General features: G+C 52.6%; 8 protein-coding genes. 1 reads left to right on the forward strand and 7 read right to left on the reverse strand.

Features of this window, described 5'->3' with window-relative positions; genetic code table 11:
- Positions 1-3 precede the first annotated feature (3 nt).
- From SH580_RS17395 to SH580_RS17415, 5 genes are all read right to left on the reverse strand, one after another.
- Positions 4-1,848, reverse strand: coding sequence for a hypothetical protein (locus SH580_RS17395; protein WP_319832093.1), 1,845 nt, complete (start codon positions 1,846-1,848; stop codon positions 4-6).
- Positions 1,849-1,866: 18 nt separating this feature from the next.
- Entirely contained in the window at positions 1,867-2,808 is a 942-nt protein-coding gene (locus SH580_RS17400) for a tetratricopeptide repeat protein (protein WP_319832094.1), read from the reverse strand.
- A gap of 16 nt (positions 2,809-2,824) precedes the next feature.
- Positions 2,825-5,800, reverse strand: a complete 2,976-nt coding sequence (locus tag SH580_RS17405) for a glycoside hydrolase family 16 protein (protein ID WP_319832095.1) — start codon at positions 5,798-5,800, stop codon at positions 2,825-2,827.
- Between the two features lie 20 nt (positions 5,801-5,820).
- Complete coding sequence (locus tag SH580_RS17410) at positions 5,821-7,221, reverse strand: GH1 family beta-glucosidase (RefSeq protein ID WP_319832096.1); 1,401 nt, start codon at positions 7,219-7,221, stop codon at positions 5,821-5,823.
- Between the two features lie 134 nt (positions 7,222-7,355).
- Positions 7,356-9,530 (reverse strand): golvesin C-terminal-like domain-containing protein, encoded by a 2,175-nt coding sequence (locus tag SH580_RS17415; RefSeq protein ID WP_319832097.1) that lies wholly within the window; start codon positions 9,528-9,530, stop codon positions 7,356-7,358.
- Positions 9,531-9,972: 442 nt separating this feature from the next.
- On the opposite strand from SH580_RS17415, the gene SH580_RS17420 reads away from it, so the two are divergent.
- Positions 9,973-11,745, forward strand: coding sequence for a GH1 family beta-glucosidase (locus tag SH580_RS17420; RefSeq protein ID WP_319832098.1), 1,773 nt, complete (start codon positions 9,973-9,975; stop codon positions 11,743-11,745).
- Positions 11,746-11,755: 10 nt separating this feature from the next.
- Here the strand turns inward: SH580_RS17420 and SH580_RS17425 are convergent, their stop codons facing one another.
- Together SH580_RS17425 and SH580_RS17430 are read right to left on the reverse strand one after the other, a co-directional pair.
- The gene (locus SH580_RS17425) at positions 11,756-12,493 is read right to left on the reverse strand and encodes a hypothetical protein (protein ID WP_319832099.1); all 738 of its coding nucleotides are present in this window, start codon (positions 12,491-12,493) and stop codon (positions 11,756-11,758) included.
- On the reverse strand, positions 12,469-16,188 hold the full coding sequence (locus SH580_RS17430) for a hypothetical protein (protein WP_319832100.1): 3,720 nt from the start codon (positions 16,186-16,188) through the stop codon (positions 12,469-12,471). Before SH580_RS17430 ends, SH580_RS17425 begins: the two co-directional genes overlap by 25 nt.
- Between the last annotated feature and the right edge of the window lie 69 nt (positions 16,189-16,257).

Raw genomic sequence — 16,257 nt, forward strand, 5'->3', positions numbered from 1 at the left:
GTATTAGTAAGATGGATACTCTTTTGCGGGATATAGCTCATGCCACCAGCGTTCGACATGCGCACCTTCGCCTTCAGTTAGGCCGAGATAGAAGAGTGCGCGTTCACGTTGACCCGCAGCTTCGGAGCCGAGTTCGGCACTTAAGCGCTCGACGGATAAAGTGCGGTCGTTGGCGCGGGAATTATCAATGGCATCTTGTTTGGCTTTGATCCAGGCTCTGCGGGTGCCGATATTGGAATTGTCGAGTGCTTCGGACATGCGGGCTTGGAATTCGGTGGCTTCGATGTCGCCGGTCAGATACAGTTTCATATTGAGACCGTATGCGTTGCGGATCGAGGCAGGCGCGTCGCCACGCTGCATGTTGAGAATAAAACTCTTAGGGAAGCCTTGAACGATGGGGATGAATGCTTGCATCGTGGCCGGCGGTTTTGCCCCGACGATCACCGGCAGCCATTCCGCGCGTTGATTAAACGCTTCGTTAATACGGTGCGATGAGATGAACTGGAGAAAGTCGAGTGCCCAATCAAAATTGGGGCTACGCTTGTTAATGGCAAAAGGCACGCCGCCGACGGCGTCGGCTTCGGTCACTCTTTCATCCACCCAATCATCCCAGCGCTCACCGGGGGCTGCAATCGGGCTGGGGGCCACTTCGATCGGGAAGCGATCCTCAGGTTCATCGCGACTGTTGACGCCTTTATAAATGCTGGATGCATCCCAACCGCCTGCGTAGTAGATCGCCGACTGGCCCAGCACAAACCGGCGTCTGGCTTGCTCACGGTCGAGCCCCAGAAAGCCGTTTGGATAGAAGCTGGTGAAGCGTTTGAGTAGTTTGAAATATTCGAGGAATGCCGGTGCGTCGAAATCCCATACGCCTCGTTCGTAGCCTGCGATAAACTCCATGGTATGTAAGTTGCCGCCTAGGTCGAGACTGAGTGCCTCCCAGCTCTTTGAGAGGAATTGCGAGCTGTAGGTGCTTCCGATTTGGTCGGGGCCGTAGCTGCTGGCCGAGATGGGAGTGAGGTAGGGCTCGTCTTTCGCTTTGGCGTATGCTTGCACCGCGTGGCAGTAGAGCATGAATTGTCCAAGCGTTTGAGGAACTTGATCGTTTTGTAGCCATGCCTGCCCAGCGGCTTGGGGGATGAAGCCGTCCGCCTGCTCGGCAGAGCGCCATAGGGGCTGAATCCATTCTTCACTTGGCGTCGCCGTGGCCGCTGCGAGGGCGAAGGACTTTACCTGTGCCAGGATTTCCAAATTATAGAAGACACGGTAGCCGCCCCAAGAGCTGATGGGGATGGTGTAGTAGTCGCTCAGTGAAGTATCGTAGGCACTCTGCATGCCATCGAAATAGGTGTCGCGCCATGGAGAGTTGGCTAAGAATTGCGATAGCTCATCGGGCAGGTCGGGGACTTGATATTCGGGTGCGTTGTATGGATTGGGCTGATCGACGTAGCTGCCCAGGGGAGTGAAGAACTTAGACAAGGCATTGCCTTTAATGGTCGCGGTGTCGCGTTTGACCGCGATGTCCGGCGCGGTCCCGCTGATCATATGAACGTAGATGAACTGGTTATAAAACTGCGAGGGGAGTGCGAGTTGTGCGATCTCGACATTGGCAGCTTTCACTTCGGGACGTGCATTGTAGAGATCGATGGCCCACTGCATACTTTCGCGAAAGCCGGGTTCGAGTTGCCAGTGTGCGATGCGAATGACCCGCTTGCCGGACGCGTCAGCTTCCGCGCTGGTGTTTTCATCGGTGATGAGGTAGAAGCGCACGGCACTGAAAATGAACGCTCCTAGGAGCAGTGCGGCTGCGATCCAATTCAGATTAAAATTTTTAAGAAATCGATTCATCTGTTGTTATGATCGGAGTTATCTGCCCAAGCGAACTTCAGCGAGTTCGGGGATACGGATGTTGGCCTCGGGGTGTTTGTTCGCGATTTCTATAATACGCTTGCGGGCGACGGTGCCGTAAACACTACGCGGGTGCGCTTCGACTAGCTCGGTAAATGTCTCGGCTGCGGCGAGGTCTTGCTTTGCCTTTTGTTGCCAGAGTCCCAGTTGCCAGAGTGAGAGGTCTGTGTCGGAGGCGCGTGGGAAGCCGACGTCCTTTGCTATCGAATAATGCGTGATGGCTTCGTCAATATCATCGAGATAGAATGCATACAGATGGGCGATGTATTGTTCGATCGTGCCTCTCCATGGCGTGTTCGGTTGCGACTGGGTGATTTGTTTTAGAATATGAATCGCCTGCTTGACCTGGCTCTGGTCTAAGCTGCGGGCGAGGGATTGCGCTTGTAGTAAGCTGGCGCGCACCGCCATTTCGGTGCCGGGGAATTCGTCCTGCACACGTTGATAGTAAGACTGCCCTTGTTGGGCGGCCTCTTCGGACTGACTCAATTCAGCGATTCTTCCCAAGTCGAGTAGGGCGCTTGCCGCCAAGGAGTCTTGTGGTGCTTTTTCAACTACAGATTTAAAAAGCACTGTCGCGTCGTCGATTGCTTGCTGGGTTGTGGGCGCCTGATGCCAGGTAGCCAGCGCCAGACTATAGGTGGCGAGTGGCCAATCATTATCGTCTGGGCTGATATGCCGCGAATGTTCGAGTAGAATCGCATACGCCTGGTTGAAGTTAAAGGCCCGGAGCTCACTCAGACCGATTTCGAGCGGATCTGTTGTTGCAGCAGAGCTGGGAGCCTCCGTCTCCGGGCTGCATCCAGTGACTGACAGCAGGACAACTGCGCTGACAATCGAGACACAACGTGCAAGTTTATGGGGTCTTGTCGTGCGCCGCTTGCGTGGGGTGGGTATAGTCAATGCAGAGCTCATTCTCCTAGAGTCGTGACTTGAGCTGCCAAGCGCGAACGTAATCCACTTTAAAGTAGTCGGGCAGGCTGGCACGGTCGACATCTTTAGTGGCCCAGCGGCCCATTTGCAGGTTCAGGATGAGATAACTCGGCACATCAATAATCCGTTCGTTTTCCCATACGCACTTGAGTTGCCCATCGATATACCAACTGAGTTTGCCCGGTTCCCAAAGCAGGCCAAAGGTATGCCAGCCATCCGGAGTGGGGCCGTAATACATGTGGCTGTAGCTCCAGCTTTTGTGGTTTTCGCCATAGCCATCCCAGTGAGTGGCTACGTTATTCCGGCCACGTCCCCATTCGGTCAAATATTCGAGGATGTCGATCTCCATGCCTTGACCGTGTGCATTGGCCGTGGTGCGGCGCTCCCACTTACCCAGTCCGCTTTCTTCGCCACGGTCGGGCATGGTCCAGAATGCGGGCCAAAGGCCGCGCGCCTTGGGCAGCTTCATGCGTGCTTCCATGTAGCCGTAGCATTGGGTCCATTTGTCGTAGGTGGTGACTGCGCCTGAAGAATATTCGCTGGTCGGTAGCTTGGGATCGTCGTGGTGGTGGCCTGTTCTCACTTCTGCTTTGATGACCATCGCGCCATCTTCGATGTAGACATTCTCCGCGGTATTGCGTGCTTCGCCGGGGTGCAGGGCATCGTGGGAGAGCTTGTAGTTCCAGATCTCAGGATTGGGTGCAGTGCCTTCTTCGAAGTCTTCATCGAAGGTGACGACCCAATCACCTTCAACAGGAGGGCGTGTGCCCAGCCATTCGGGTGGAGTGACAGGCGTATCGCGATCCTCGAGGGAGGAGGTCCACGCCGCAGTCGGTGTCGCTTTGGGGCTACCAAATGCGCGGAGGTTCTTGAGCAGGAGTGTGCTGTTTTCTTTAAGATGTGCCTGAAAGACTTGCACACCAGATATCATAGTCGGGTCGAGTGGATACTTGGGGCTCTCTTCCGTGCCGCCGAAGACAAGTTCGAGCGTTTTGGTCTCTCCCGCTTCGAGTGTGATCTTCTCGTTGTTCCAAGGTGTTTTATTCCCGGGAGTCGAGGGGTTGTCCACCCGCATGGTGATGTTGCTGAGCTTGCGATCACTCAGGTTGGTCACGTCGACTTTGATACCGCCGAAGGTTTCCATATTCCAGCCGCCATCAGGGCAGGGGAAGGTCACGTTGGGGTAATGTGTGCTGGAGTCGAAGTGGACCTTGAGAGCCGGACTGCCAGTGTTCTCGTCGATGCTGACAGATGTGTGATTTTGACCGAGCTGTGAGAGGTCTGAATCGGCGCTGATTTTATAGAACACACCGTCGATTGCTGGCACATTAAAATTAGTCGAAGCCGTAGTGCTGCCAGTGGTTTTGGCTACCCCAGTTAGGCTGAGGAGCTGAAGCTGGGGCGCTATGCTGTATTTGTCGGTGGCAAACAGCTTTATCTGAGTGATCTTCGATGGATCGAGCGGAAAGCCTGGAGCATTATTGTTGTTTTGTCCAAAGGTGACGCGCAGGTCTTTTGTCTCGCCTGGTTGCAGGGTAATCTTGCTGGTATTCCATGGCTCGTTTTTCCAATGCCCCGCATTGTCAACACGCAGGGTCATGCGTAACTTTTCGGAGCCTGCGTTATGAAGTTTTGCACTCACACCAGCAAATTTTGAGAGATTCACCGTCTCACCAGCGGCGAGGAAGTTGAGGCCTGGATACTGAGTGTTGGTGACAAATTTGATGTCAACTGCAGGGCTGCCTTGGTGGTTGCCCAGGCTCAATGCCGTTCCATTTTGCTCTACGTGAATATCGCTGATGTCGCTACTGGTCGGGTCGAAGATCGCTTCGCCTTGGATTCTATTAGCGTTACTAGAATTCGTGTTCGCTGTGCTAGCGGACGCATTTCCGCGTTGAACGGGTTGGATCGAGATCAAGCGTAGCTGTGAGCCGGGTTTCGGCTGTAGTGCCATCAATTTGACATTAATGATCTTGGCGGGATTAAAGCCCTCACTGGGGTGACCATACTTGGTGCCGAAAGGAACCGTCATGGTTTGAGTCTTTCCTGGGGCAATCGTAAGTTGGCCGCTGCTCCATGGTTCCTTCTGCCAGTGACCTTCGTTGTCGATACGTAGACCGAGTCGGATCGAAGTGCTGCCAGTGTTTTCAATGACCGCTTCGATTGCCTTGTAAGCGGACATATCCCAGGAACCACTCGGGCTCTGGAAGTTGACGGCCGGATATTTGCCGCCCTCCGGGAATTGCACCGTGAGCCCCTGGCTGTCGGCAGCGATCTGTGGGGCTTCTTCGATTTTTACGCCAGCGACGCCTTGTGCCGGCGTATAGATCGTCACATCGCCGGCGCTAGCGTGGCTCACTGCGGGCATGTTTGCAGGTGTTGGAGTCGCCGGAGCAACTTGTGGCGCGCCTTTGCCCACTCCCTGGATGGACTTGATGAGAATGCTGCCATTCACGGATGGTTTGCTGATGAAGAGCTTTACCGCGCTGATGGCACTGCTATCCAGCGAGTAGCTGGGCTTCCCGAAGGATTGTCCAAACTGCACCGTCAGGCGGGCGGATTCACCCGCTGCGAGCCATACATTATTGGTATTCCATGGTTCGTCTTTCCAGTGGCCCTTATTGTCGACACGCATACTGATGTTGAGTCGTTCGGAGCTGGTGTTGACGATTTCAGCTTCAAGACCTGCATAGGCAGATAGGTTCCAAGCGTCGGCAGGCATCGGGAGGTTGAGTCCTGGATACGAGTTACTGGCTGGGAAGTTGACTTGTAGAGCTTTAGAGTTGTCCACATCGACGATGGACAAGGTCGCCTGATGTTCTGTCTGGAAACTCGATACGTCCGTCGATGCCGGGGCCATGATTGCGTTCGATTCGGGCGAAGTGCTGCCGATCAATGGAGAGGTGATGGCACTGCATAGCGCGAGTAAACGCAGGTTGAGAGCTTGTCTGATGGAGATCATTATTTTACGGGGGAAATTGATTAGAGCGCGAGCGCGGGGGAGGTCGAGACGACGGGAGTCTCGTGTAAGCTAGCGCCATTGGATTGAATGACATCTCGATACCAGTAGGCCGAGTCTTTAAGCGTGCGAACTTGAGTCTCGTAATCGACATGAGTGAGTCCAAATCGGTGCTTGTAGCCTTCGGCCCATTCGAAGTTATCCATGATCGACCATTGGAAATAGCCACGAACATCGACACCATCTTTGATCGCGCGTTCCAGACCGAGCAAGTAGCGTTGCAGGAAGTCGATGCGGTGCGTGTCGTGCACGCGACCATCCAGAGAGACCCAGTCCGGCATGGTGAGCCCATTTTCCGTAATGACGACGGGCAAATTATAGCGATCCGAGAGGTATTTTGTGCCCCAGTAGAGCGCTTCATCAGAGCGCTCCCACAGGAAGTGTGTGTGTGGGCTGCCGACCTTATTCTGAATTAATTCGGGTTTTCCGTCGGGGCCTGCTTGGGTGGCTTTACCGTGGTAGATATTACAGCCATAAAAATCAAGTGGTTGCTTGATGATGTCGAAGTCGGAATCGTTGAACTTTGGCAGGTTTTTTCCGTAAGCTTGGAGCCCTTGCTCGGGGTAGTGCCCTAGGACTGGAGCGTCGCCCCACCAGCGGTTGTTCCAGCAGTTGTCAGCCCAGACGCCATCCATTACCGCATAAGCAGCTTCGATGTCTTCGGGTTTGTCACTAGCGGGGTAATTCACACAACCCACAGGAGCCCAACCAATCAAAGGCTCCTTCTTGGCACGTGCACGTATGGTTTGCACCGCCAGTCCGTGGGCGATGAGGGAATTATGTCCCGCTTTGAGCACTTCACGCAGGCCTAGCTTTAAGCCTGGGGCATGGGTGCCATGCAAGTGGCCCAAGCCGATAAAGCATTGTGGCTCGTTGAGCGTGATCCAATGGCTCACTCGATCGGAGAGTCGATCAACGATGACGGCTGTGTATTCCGCAAACCATTGTGGGCTCTCCGGGTTGAGCCAGCCGCCGCGATTAAACAATTCTGTCGGGTAGTCCCAGTGGAAGAGGGTGACCCATGGGTCGATGCCTGCAGCGAGTAGTTCGTCGATGAGTCGATCATAAAAGCCCAGGCCAGCTTCATTGATCTTGCCCGTGCCATTGGGAATGACGCGTGGCCAAGAGATGGAGAGCCGGTAGGCTTGTAGGCCCACTTGGGTCATTAACTCAACGTCCTCTTTATAGCGATTATAATGGTCGCAGGCAACGTTGCCGGTGTGACCTTCCCACACTTTACCTTTTTGGTGAGAGAGCATATCCCAGACAGACTCTCCTTTGCCATCGGCTTGCCACGCACCTTCGATTTGATAGGAAGCGGCGGCAGCGCCCCAAGTGAAATTTGACGGGAATGATGTACTCATATTAATGTTTCGATTGATCTATAAATTTTGCCACAATGTGTGAATGGGGTGTGGGCTAAGCGAAGGTGATAAGATAGCACTTTTGCGATCAACCTAGTTAGCTGTCTGCTGATTGACTATGTGTCTTATACTGATTAGTTGCCGACCCGTAGGAGGCGTATGCCGTCCGCTATGACATAGCCATCGGTGTCGTCGGTTCTGATCTGGACACTGCCGGTGGTGGCGGCATCGAATTCTTTTTCAGCAAGCAGCACCCATTGGCCGCCATTTTCCTGTTGGTTCACGGTAACAGTGGTGGTGCCATCGCTGCCTGTTAGGTCGATGGGCACATTCGTGGCTCTGTTTGTATAGCTGGTCCAGCGAGCATATACCCAGTAAATTCCAGAGAGGGGGACATCGATTTGATAGTTGAAGGATTTGTTGCCCTTGTCGGTGTTGCCGTCATGTAGATAATTGCTGCCGTAGTAGCCATTGTTAGTGCTGGAGCTGCTCCATGTGCCTGTTTGGCTGACCTGAGTGCTGTCCGAATTATCGATGAACAGCTCATTGATGGTAATGGGAGTGCGTGTGCCCGTCCATGCGCGAACCCAATCGACTTGCATGACTTGATCGTCAATTAGGTCGGTGACGCCGTTATTATCCCATCCGCCGAGCTGCATGGAGAGAATCATGAAGGCAGGCGCGCTTGGGATGCGGGAATTGCTCCATTCAGCGGTCTTTCGGCCATCGATGTAGAATTCGAGTAAGTCGTCTTGCCAGTAGACGCCATAGGTATGAAAGTCATCTGTTGTGGCTGGGTAGGTGATTTTTCCCCAATTGGTGTGTTGATGCTGAGAGCCGTAGCCATCCCAGTGAGTGGCGTGTTGAGTGGTGTCTTCACCCCAAATTCCCAGTGATTCCATGATGTCGATTTCCATGCCGTCGCCGTAGGTGTGGGTGCCGGAACCGTAACTGTCTGAAACGAAGTTTTCTGTCGCGTTGCCAAAGTTGGTGTCGGCGTAGCTGCCCCGACTGACGTGGGCATCCTCGCTTACGTAGTAGGTGACACCATTAATGATTAGTTGTGGTCGATCTGCTTGATTCGCAGCTTCCTTACTGTGGAATTTTACCGACCGGTTGCGCATAAATGTATCCGCCAGAACAATACTGATGATTTTGTCGTCGTCCATTTGCTCGCTAACAAAATCGGTAATGTCCAGCGTGACCTCTTGCCCCACAGTATTGATCTCGCCCCATTTTTGTTCGATCCAGACGGGATCTGCGGCCGGTTTATTATTCCAGGTAAGAGTGGATTCGTCCCAGGAATCATCACGTAGCTTCATGTATACCAGATTGTTGGGGACCGTGCCCTGCGTTTTGATTGCAGATGCCTTTAGCTTGAGCACCGCACTGGTGATTGATCCGGGACTTGCATTGCTAAGGTCGAATTTGAGGTAGGAGCGGTAATAGCCCTCCAGCCATCCGTAATTAGCGCGGTCAGGCATCATCCAGAAGGCGGGCCATAAGCCTTTGATTGCTGGATATTTGATACGCGCCTCAAAATATCCATACTGTTGGCGATACACATCGTAGGTGCTCACCTGACAACCGGAGTTACTATAGCTGCTGCCCCCGATGGTGCCGGAGTCGGTGCTCGCTTTGAGATTCAGATATCCGTCTGCCACGGTTACATTTTTATGGTTGTTGCCGCCGCTGCCAGGCATGCCGGCATAGGTGGTGGCAAAGCGCCATTTGTTTCCGTCTAAAGCCGTGCCATCAAAATTATCTTCAAAGGTGAGTTCCCAATCCCCTTCAATAGATGGGATCGGTTCGAGCGGTTCTGGCGCGGAGACAAAGCGCACCGCATCGGCGATCACGTAGCCATTGGTGAATTCATTGCCGATGCGAACGGTGCCCGAGTTGCCGGCGTCGAAGGGATAAGTGCCCAATAAAACCCACTGCCCGCCATCGGCTTGCTGGTTGACTTCGACATAGTCGACCCCGGAGGAGTGAGTGATATCGATTGGGACGTTGTTTGCGCGATTCGCATGTTCCGACCAGATGGTATAGACTTCGTAGGAGCCGTTGGTTGGTAAAGTGGGTGCAAAGAGCACACTCTTTGTCCCTTTGCTGGAATTACCATCATGCAAATAGTCCGGGCCGTAGCGATCGCTTGAATACGTGCCTGTAGTCCATGTGCCAGTTTTGGTGACGCCACTTGTTGCTGTATTGTCTAGGATGATTTCAGCAGCGACTGTTTCGCAACAAGTGAGTGTCGTCAGTAAAACGCTGAGTGTATAGGGAGAACTTTGTATTCTATTGAGGGGCATAGTAGCTTTAGGGGTTTGGGGTGAAATCGTAGCCTTGAGTTCGTTTTAGGACTACGAGCTGACATCATACAGTAAGATGTCGGTAGAGGGGTAGTCGGTAGCTGCTTGAGAATGTGCTGATCGCTGATTTTTGTTGAGACTTGCTAAAGTGGTACCGCACTGAATTACATGAAAACTCGAGGTGAATGTGTTTTCTGCGGTCAGCAATCGGCACTTGAAACATCGGTTGAAATTAAGTCTTGGAGTATACCGCTCCCTGAAATCGACCTCCTTTTTTGAACGGCATTTGACATCAGGTGTGTATTCTGTGGTATGTTCCCTGTTCCCTGTTCCCTGTTCCCTGTTCCCTGTTCCCTGTTCCCTGTTCCCTGTTCCCTGTTCCCTGTTCCCTGTTCCCTGTTCCCTGTTCCCTGTTCCCTGTTCCCTGTTCCCTGTTCCCTGTATGATGACAACAAGCTCAAGTCTATTTCCTAAAGATTTCATCTGGGGCGCATCGACTTCCTCTTATCAAATAGAGGGGGCGCATGATGCTGATGGCAAAGGGGCGTCCATTTGGGATGCATTTGTGCAACGAGAGGGGCGTATTTGGCGTGGGCAGCATGGCCGAGTCAGTTGCGATCATTATCATCGATTTAAAGAAGACGTGGCGCATATGCGGTTGATGGGGCTTAAGGCTTATCGCTTCTCCATTTCATGGCCGCGTATTTTGCCCCATGGCACTGGCTCTATTAATGCCGCCGGGCTCGCATTTTATGATGCTCTGATTAATGAGTTACTTGAAAATGACATCGAACCTTGGGTGACTCTTTATCATTGGGATTTACCTTATGAGCTCTTCTTAAAAGGAGGTTGGTTGGATCGCAACAGCCCGCAATGGTTTGCTGAGTATACGAAAGTCGTGGTGGATCACTTTTCAGATCGAGTAAAGAACTGGGTGACGATTAATGAACCCCAGTGTTTTATAGGCTTAGGCTATCGAGACGGTTTACATGCGCCGGGTATGACCTTGAGTTTCAAGGAATGTCTGATGGCCGGACATAATGCTCTGCTGGCGCACGGTCGGTCTGTGCAAGTCATTCGTGAACATGCGAAGCAAGACCCGATTATAGGATGGTCGCCATCAGGTTCCGTGTATCAACCGGAAACAGGCAGTAGTCGTGATGACATCAACGCCGCACGGGAAGCCACCAGTGCGATTTATTCTGATAATGTATGGAACACGCGTTGGTGGTCGGATCCTGTCATTCTTGGGCACTATCCCGAAGAGGGCTTGCAGGCCTATCAGAAAGCATTGCCGAAATTTTTGGCATCGGATTTCGAGATTATTCAGCAACCGCTCGACTACTATGCATGCAATATTTTTCAGGCAACGCCAGTGCGTATGAGTGAGGAGGGAGTGCCTGTGGCTGTGCCACTCTCCGATGGCGAAGAAATCTCACTCTATGAATGGACGCAGAAGCCGGATTGCCTCTATTGGGGGCCACGTTTCATCCATGAACTGTATGATCTGCCACTAGTGATTACTGAAAACGGTTGCTCTAATTTGGACCGCGTTAGTATGGATGGCTCGGTGCATGACAGTAATCGCACTGATTATATGATTGGTCACCTGTTGGCCCTGCGAAGGGCCATGGATGAGGGCGTGGATGTCCGTGGTTACTTTCATTGGTCTTTACTTGATAACTTCGAGTGGCAGGAAGGATATAAACATCGTTTTGGATTAATCCATGTGAACTACCAGACCCAAGCCCGAACCTGGAAAGATTCGGCTTATTGCTTACAGAAGATTATCGCTTCGAATGGCAATAGCTTGAAAGAGTATCTGCACTCAGATACGGAGCCCGTTCCCTTTGTAGTGAAAGAGGCGAAGCGTTATATCGATGAGAATATAGCAGAGACTTTTAATGTTAAAACAATTGCGGCACATTTAAATTGTCATCCAGATTTTCTGAGTCGCCGTTTTAAGCAGTTTGTAGGCACGAGCCTGAGTGACTATATCCGGCAGATTCGTTTGGATTATGCGCGTAACTTATTAAGGAATTCAGATGTTCAGATTGGAGATGCCGCGGATCAGGCAGGTTTTTCAGATCGTATCCATTTCAGTAAAGTATTTCGCAAAGAGATGGGGATGACGCCTAGTCAATATAAACAGCAGTTTCGAGTGAAGACGGTGCCGCAGGTGGTGGAGATGGCTAAGAATCCTCGTCTGACTTAGGCTTGTTCAATTAGCGGACATACTGTCGGCCTTGCTCATCGGTGCGGATTCGTTCTCTCATCTCCCGGTCAATGATTCCAAGTGGATTGGGGTCTCGTTCGGAGGGGGGGATATCGACAAGAAAGAGCGTGGTGCGATTGTTGGTGCCGGTTGTTTGAGGAGCTGATCGGACGACTAGCCAGCCTTCGTCCTGATCGTTGGCAGCCACTTTCAGCCAGGTCTTCGAGGAGGCGGGGTAGGGCACGCTACCAGACTCACCTGTGTTGAGCAGTAAGTTGGTCTCCGAAAGCTGCACCGCGAGTTGACGTTTTGAGTAGTTATAAACGCGATAGGTATTTGCTGGGAATTTTTCCAGCGAGTGGTCGAGCACGACTGTTTTATATTCCAAGCTGGAACCTGCTGGGTTGCGGATGAGTAGGATGATGTAGGGGCCACCTTCGGACAGTTTCGCCTGTGCCAATGTGGTTTTGATGGGGGGCAGATTGGGGTCTTGGGGGTTGGGTGTTTCTTTGTAGAAGACAACATTTCCATCTTTGGGTGAGGGATAAAGCCGGGAAAATGAGCCTAGGCTGCTTCTCAGGACGATTGGCTCTTTATCGATATCAAAGAGCACAGTTTCAAATGCTGACATCGAGAGCACCCGGAATTTAGGTATGTCTTGAGGCGTCGTCTGCGCAGTGGCGTCTGATTGCATCAGGCAGAAAAAACTGATGAGAGTCGGAATTAGATGTCGGATGCGGAGAGCCATTGGAGGGATATGATTTTGAATTTGCGGCCGAGCGATTGGTTGATGCTACCGTTTGCTGGAGTCTGATAGGCTTCAAGTGAATCGTCTACGTAATCGGGTAGGCGTTGGACCACGGCCTCGCACCATGCCTGGCCTTCGATTGCCTGAGTTGCCGGATTGACGGTTTCGCCATAGGTTCGAATCGTGAAAGTGTCGGAGCGGGCAGTTAGTCCGGCTCCGATTTTAGCTAGGATGTCTGCTTGGGTGATGTATTTGGGAGCAAAGGCGGAGCGATTGCTGACGGGGCTAGAGGGAACGTCGGCCCCTTCGAGTAGTGCTTTGTCGTAGGCCTTACTATACTGCGAGTTTTGGTTGTGTCTGATGCCGTCGCCTGTGGCGAGTTCGTCTTCTTGCCAGAACGTGTTACTTGCGTCGTTGGCGGCAAAGTTACCCGTTTCCGTGCGATCAATTGCGGCTTGTAGGGGGCCTTTGAAGTTTTCGTGCTCCCAGGATGAATCTGTAGCCAGCGGGTCGTCATCATTTGTATTCGGATTGTCGTAGAGGCGTCGGTTGACGAAGTCGGCGACCGAGACGAATGGGCCACGGTTACGTATTTCGGTGACGATATTACGAGCCAGTTGGGCGATTTGATTTTCATCCAGCGTGCGATATCCCTTCCATGGATCGTTGGGATCATTGTCTCCGTAGGGACGGCTGAAGCGTGGGAAAGCGGCATTTAACTCTGGATTGGTGTTAAGATCCGCGTTTTGGGGAATATAATCCAGTTGGTTCCCCCCGCCGAGGACTGCGCGCCATGCTTGTTCGGATGTGGAGTTGATGTTGAAACCACCTGCCATCAGTAGCGCGGAGGCCGACTGGTCAGGGTCTTGCAGATCGGCGGTGTTGGAGTGTCGCTGGTAACGCGGGTTGGGCAGTGTGTCTGGAACGCTACCAGTAGCCGGTACGGTCGAGAAGTAATATTGATCCCATAGAGTGCGGTTGAGCAGATATGAGATGTCATAGTAGGCATTCATATCTCTTCTTAGCGCATAATTGTTGTCTGTAGTGATCTCGTCAATACGTGTCAGTTGATGGCCGGTGATCTCCGGGTTCTTATTGTGTAGGTGATAATCCGCCAAACTATTGCCAATTGGATACGAGGGATAGCTGCCGAAAAAGGATAGGTTGGCGTGTTGTAGTTGTCCGATCGAGAAGAGGTCCTGATCTTCGTAGGGAAACTCAAAGAGCATCGCATCCACAGCAGAGTTACCGTCGATCGAATCGAATCCGGAGCCTGCGGAAATGCGCTCCGGGGCTGATGACGCGGCGTTGAATTTCTGCCATTTAACGTTTTGTGCGGTCATGCCGGAGGTCGCAATGTAGAGCACGTTGAAATTTTGATCCCGCATGGTCCGACCGGTTCGTGTGGCCCGCATGTTACCTTGTGCAATCCAGCGGGTCGTGAACATGTGTTGATCTTCATTGAATCGAGCGGTGAGACCAGCACCCGAGAACAGCGCATGGCCCAACGCAACATACGCGGGTTCATCCAATGAGTCGTATTCGAGCGGATCTGCCAATTGCAGAATTTGATCCGCTTGGCTATCGGTCCAGTCGATCGACTGGTGTGTGTTATACCAACGTCGATTAAACTTATCGCCAGTCGGGGCACTGCTGGAGGGGTTCTTTAAGCGATCGTGATTGGGGCCAGTAGAGGCTTCCTTAAGTGTCCAGCTCGCGAAGAACACGTTGTCAGCCTCAACCGGTTCGCCCAGATACATGTTCCAGCCGCCGCTGCTGGTTAAGCTGGAACCACTGGTAGCGATAAGTTGGTAGGCGACGTCTTCTTCGCCAGCTTCAATCAGTAATTGTGGTTGGGTGCCACTGCCTGCCTGTTTGAAGGGGACCGTTACGTATGAGTATTTGTTGGGCCCTTGATTTTTAAGTATATTCTTTTGGGTATAACTTTCACCGGAGGCAGAGTCTGGAAGTGAGAAAATTAGGCTTTGCCCTGGAGGGATATCGGGGCAATCCAGTCTGAAACGTATGAACATTTGTTGATTCTGACTATCACCAAGACGCGAGAAATCGAGTTGCTGACTGGCATCAATCATGGCGCCATCCGTCCCTGTGGCTTTTTGTACCTTTACATTGACGTTGTGAGTGGGGTAGCAGCCCACTTCGTAGCTGGACGCTTTGATTGTGAAGTTATATGGATTCCATATAACCACCAGGGGATAAAGCTTGAGGAAGATGTTGTCTCCTGCCTCAGCTTCGTAATTGCCACTCGGCTTGCTGATGCCCATGGAGAAGCCCATCGAATAGTAGGTCAGAATGGGTGCAAGGCCGACGTGGTCCTCAACTCCATTGCTATTGATTGGGATGCGATCCGATTTGTCATGCGCAGGTAGAATTGGGTCGAGCGCGCCAGAGCTTGGCACGCGTGTTTGGTAGTAAGAGCGTAAGTGCCTCCAAGTCGGCATGCCGTAGTCTTCAGAGAAGCCTCCCGTCGCGCCGGAGTGTCGTGGCCAGAGGGTATTGGTGTCGTAGGTGGGGTCACTGGGGGCAGGGCTGTAGCTCCCATCCAAGAGTATGCTGAGGTCGCGTTTGAGACCACCAGCATAGGTGTCCGACAAAACTGAGCGTGAGTGTGGGGTGAGATCGTGGAAGCGATACTTGAGTGCGGCAGCCATCGCATCGGTGTCACTGGAGATGAGTGCGGTATGGGCAGAGGAGATGATTGAGCTGAGGGATTGATCCGGTGTGTAGAGCGTGTCGATCAGCTGGCCGCTGGAAGGCGAGCTTTCGGACCAGTCGTCGTTGTTCGTTGCCATCAGCTCGATGGCTGCACGTTCGGAGTTTGAAAATGCATTACGCTGTTGTTCCAGTTGTTCCGTGGGTGATAAGCTGCTGTCAGTTCCAGCTTGAGGTAAGTTGACGCGGGCTTTCATGCCATCGTCGCTAATCCACCACGCATAGCGGTTACTGGTGCTGCCACTGGATTCGATGTCCACGGTGGGAGCGACGACGTAGTCGACGGGGGTGCTCGAACTATCGAGCGCAGAGTTGACACTGTTGGGGCCGACCAGGAGGCGGGCCGGGTGAGTTGTGCCGGATGCGTCCGTAATCGTGAGTGTGGTGTCGGTTGCAGTCGTCGTTTCGCTTAGGCCTGTTACGGTGCCAGTGGGGGTGGCGCTGACGCTAGGTGTGCTGAGTATGTTCCCTTTGTCGCCGACATTCACTTCGGGGCTGAAGTCTGATTCGCTGCCGCTAACAAGCCAGTTGAGCAAGCGGGCGGGGGAGCCCTTAGAGCTGATAAGAGTGGTGTCAGTAAGGTCTTGGGGAATGTTTTCCGGACTTAAGTCATAGTCCGCTTCCACTGCGCTACCGAAGGCACCAATCCAATGTGAGTTGATAGAGCCGGCTCCATTGATGAGGTCGGCTCGCGCTGTGGTGCGTTGATCAGGGCCGACGTACTTTTGTAGTTGTCCAATGGCTACATCCAGTGCGAGTAAGGCATTCTGCTCTGCCCGCATCTGTTTCATTGCGGTCGAACTCAACTCTGACTCGATTTTTGTGAGTGCGATAATTGATAAAAGTAGCAGCAGTACGAAGGCCATCAATGAAAGTGCAATCACTAAGGCGAATCCATGTTCTTGGTGCTGGCGCCTGCGTGGCACGCCAGCCTGGGTTGGGTATGTGTGTGGTTGGGGCATGTTACTTCGGATAGGATAGCATATCTGTGTCCGCGGTGTTAGGTCTCTGCTGATTGAATAGGTGTTTAT

It is taken from the genome of Coraliomargarita algicola (genome assembly GCF_033878955.1).
GTDB classification, from domain to species: domain Bacteria; phylum Verrucomicrobiota; class Verrucomicrobiia; order Opitutales; family Coraliomargaritaceae; genus Thalassobacterium; species Thalassobacterium algicola.

Excerpts from the sequence above, each read along its gene's own strand:
- SH580_RS17410 (WP_319832096.1), bottom strand. The coding sequence starts at position 7,221 with ATGAGTACATCATTCCCGTCAAATTTCACTTGGGGCGCTGCCGCCGCT.
- SH580_RS17425 (WP_319832099.1), bottom strand. The coding sequence starts at position 12,493 with ATGGCTCTCCGCATCCGACATCTAATTCCGACTCTCATCAGTTTTTTC.
- SH580_RS17420 (WP_319832098.1), top strand. The coding sequence starts at position 9,973 with ATGATGACAACAAGCTCAAGTCTATTTCCTAAAGATTTCATCTGGGGC.
- SH580_RS17405 (WP_319832095.1), bottom strand. The coding sequence starts at position 5,800 with ATGATCTCCATCAGACAAGCTCTCAACCTGCGTTTACTCGCGCTATGC.
- SH580_RS17395 (WP_319832093.1), bottom strand. The coding sequence starts at position 1,848 with ATGAATCGATTTCTTAAAAATTTTAATCTGAATTGGATCGCAGCCGCA.
- SH580_RS17415 (WP_319832097.1), bottom strand. The coding sequence starts at position 9,530 with ATGCCCCTCAATAGAATACAAAGTTCTCCCTATACACTCAGCGTTTTA.
- SH580_RS17430 (WP_319832100.1), bottom strand. The coding sequence starts at position 16,188 with ATGCCCCAACCACACACATACCCAACCCAGGCTGGCGTGCCACGCAGG.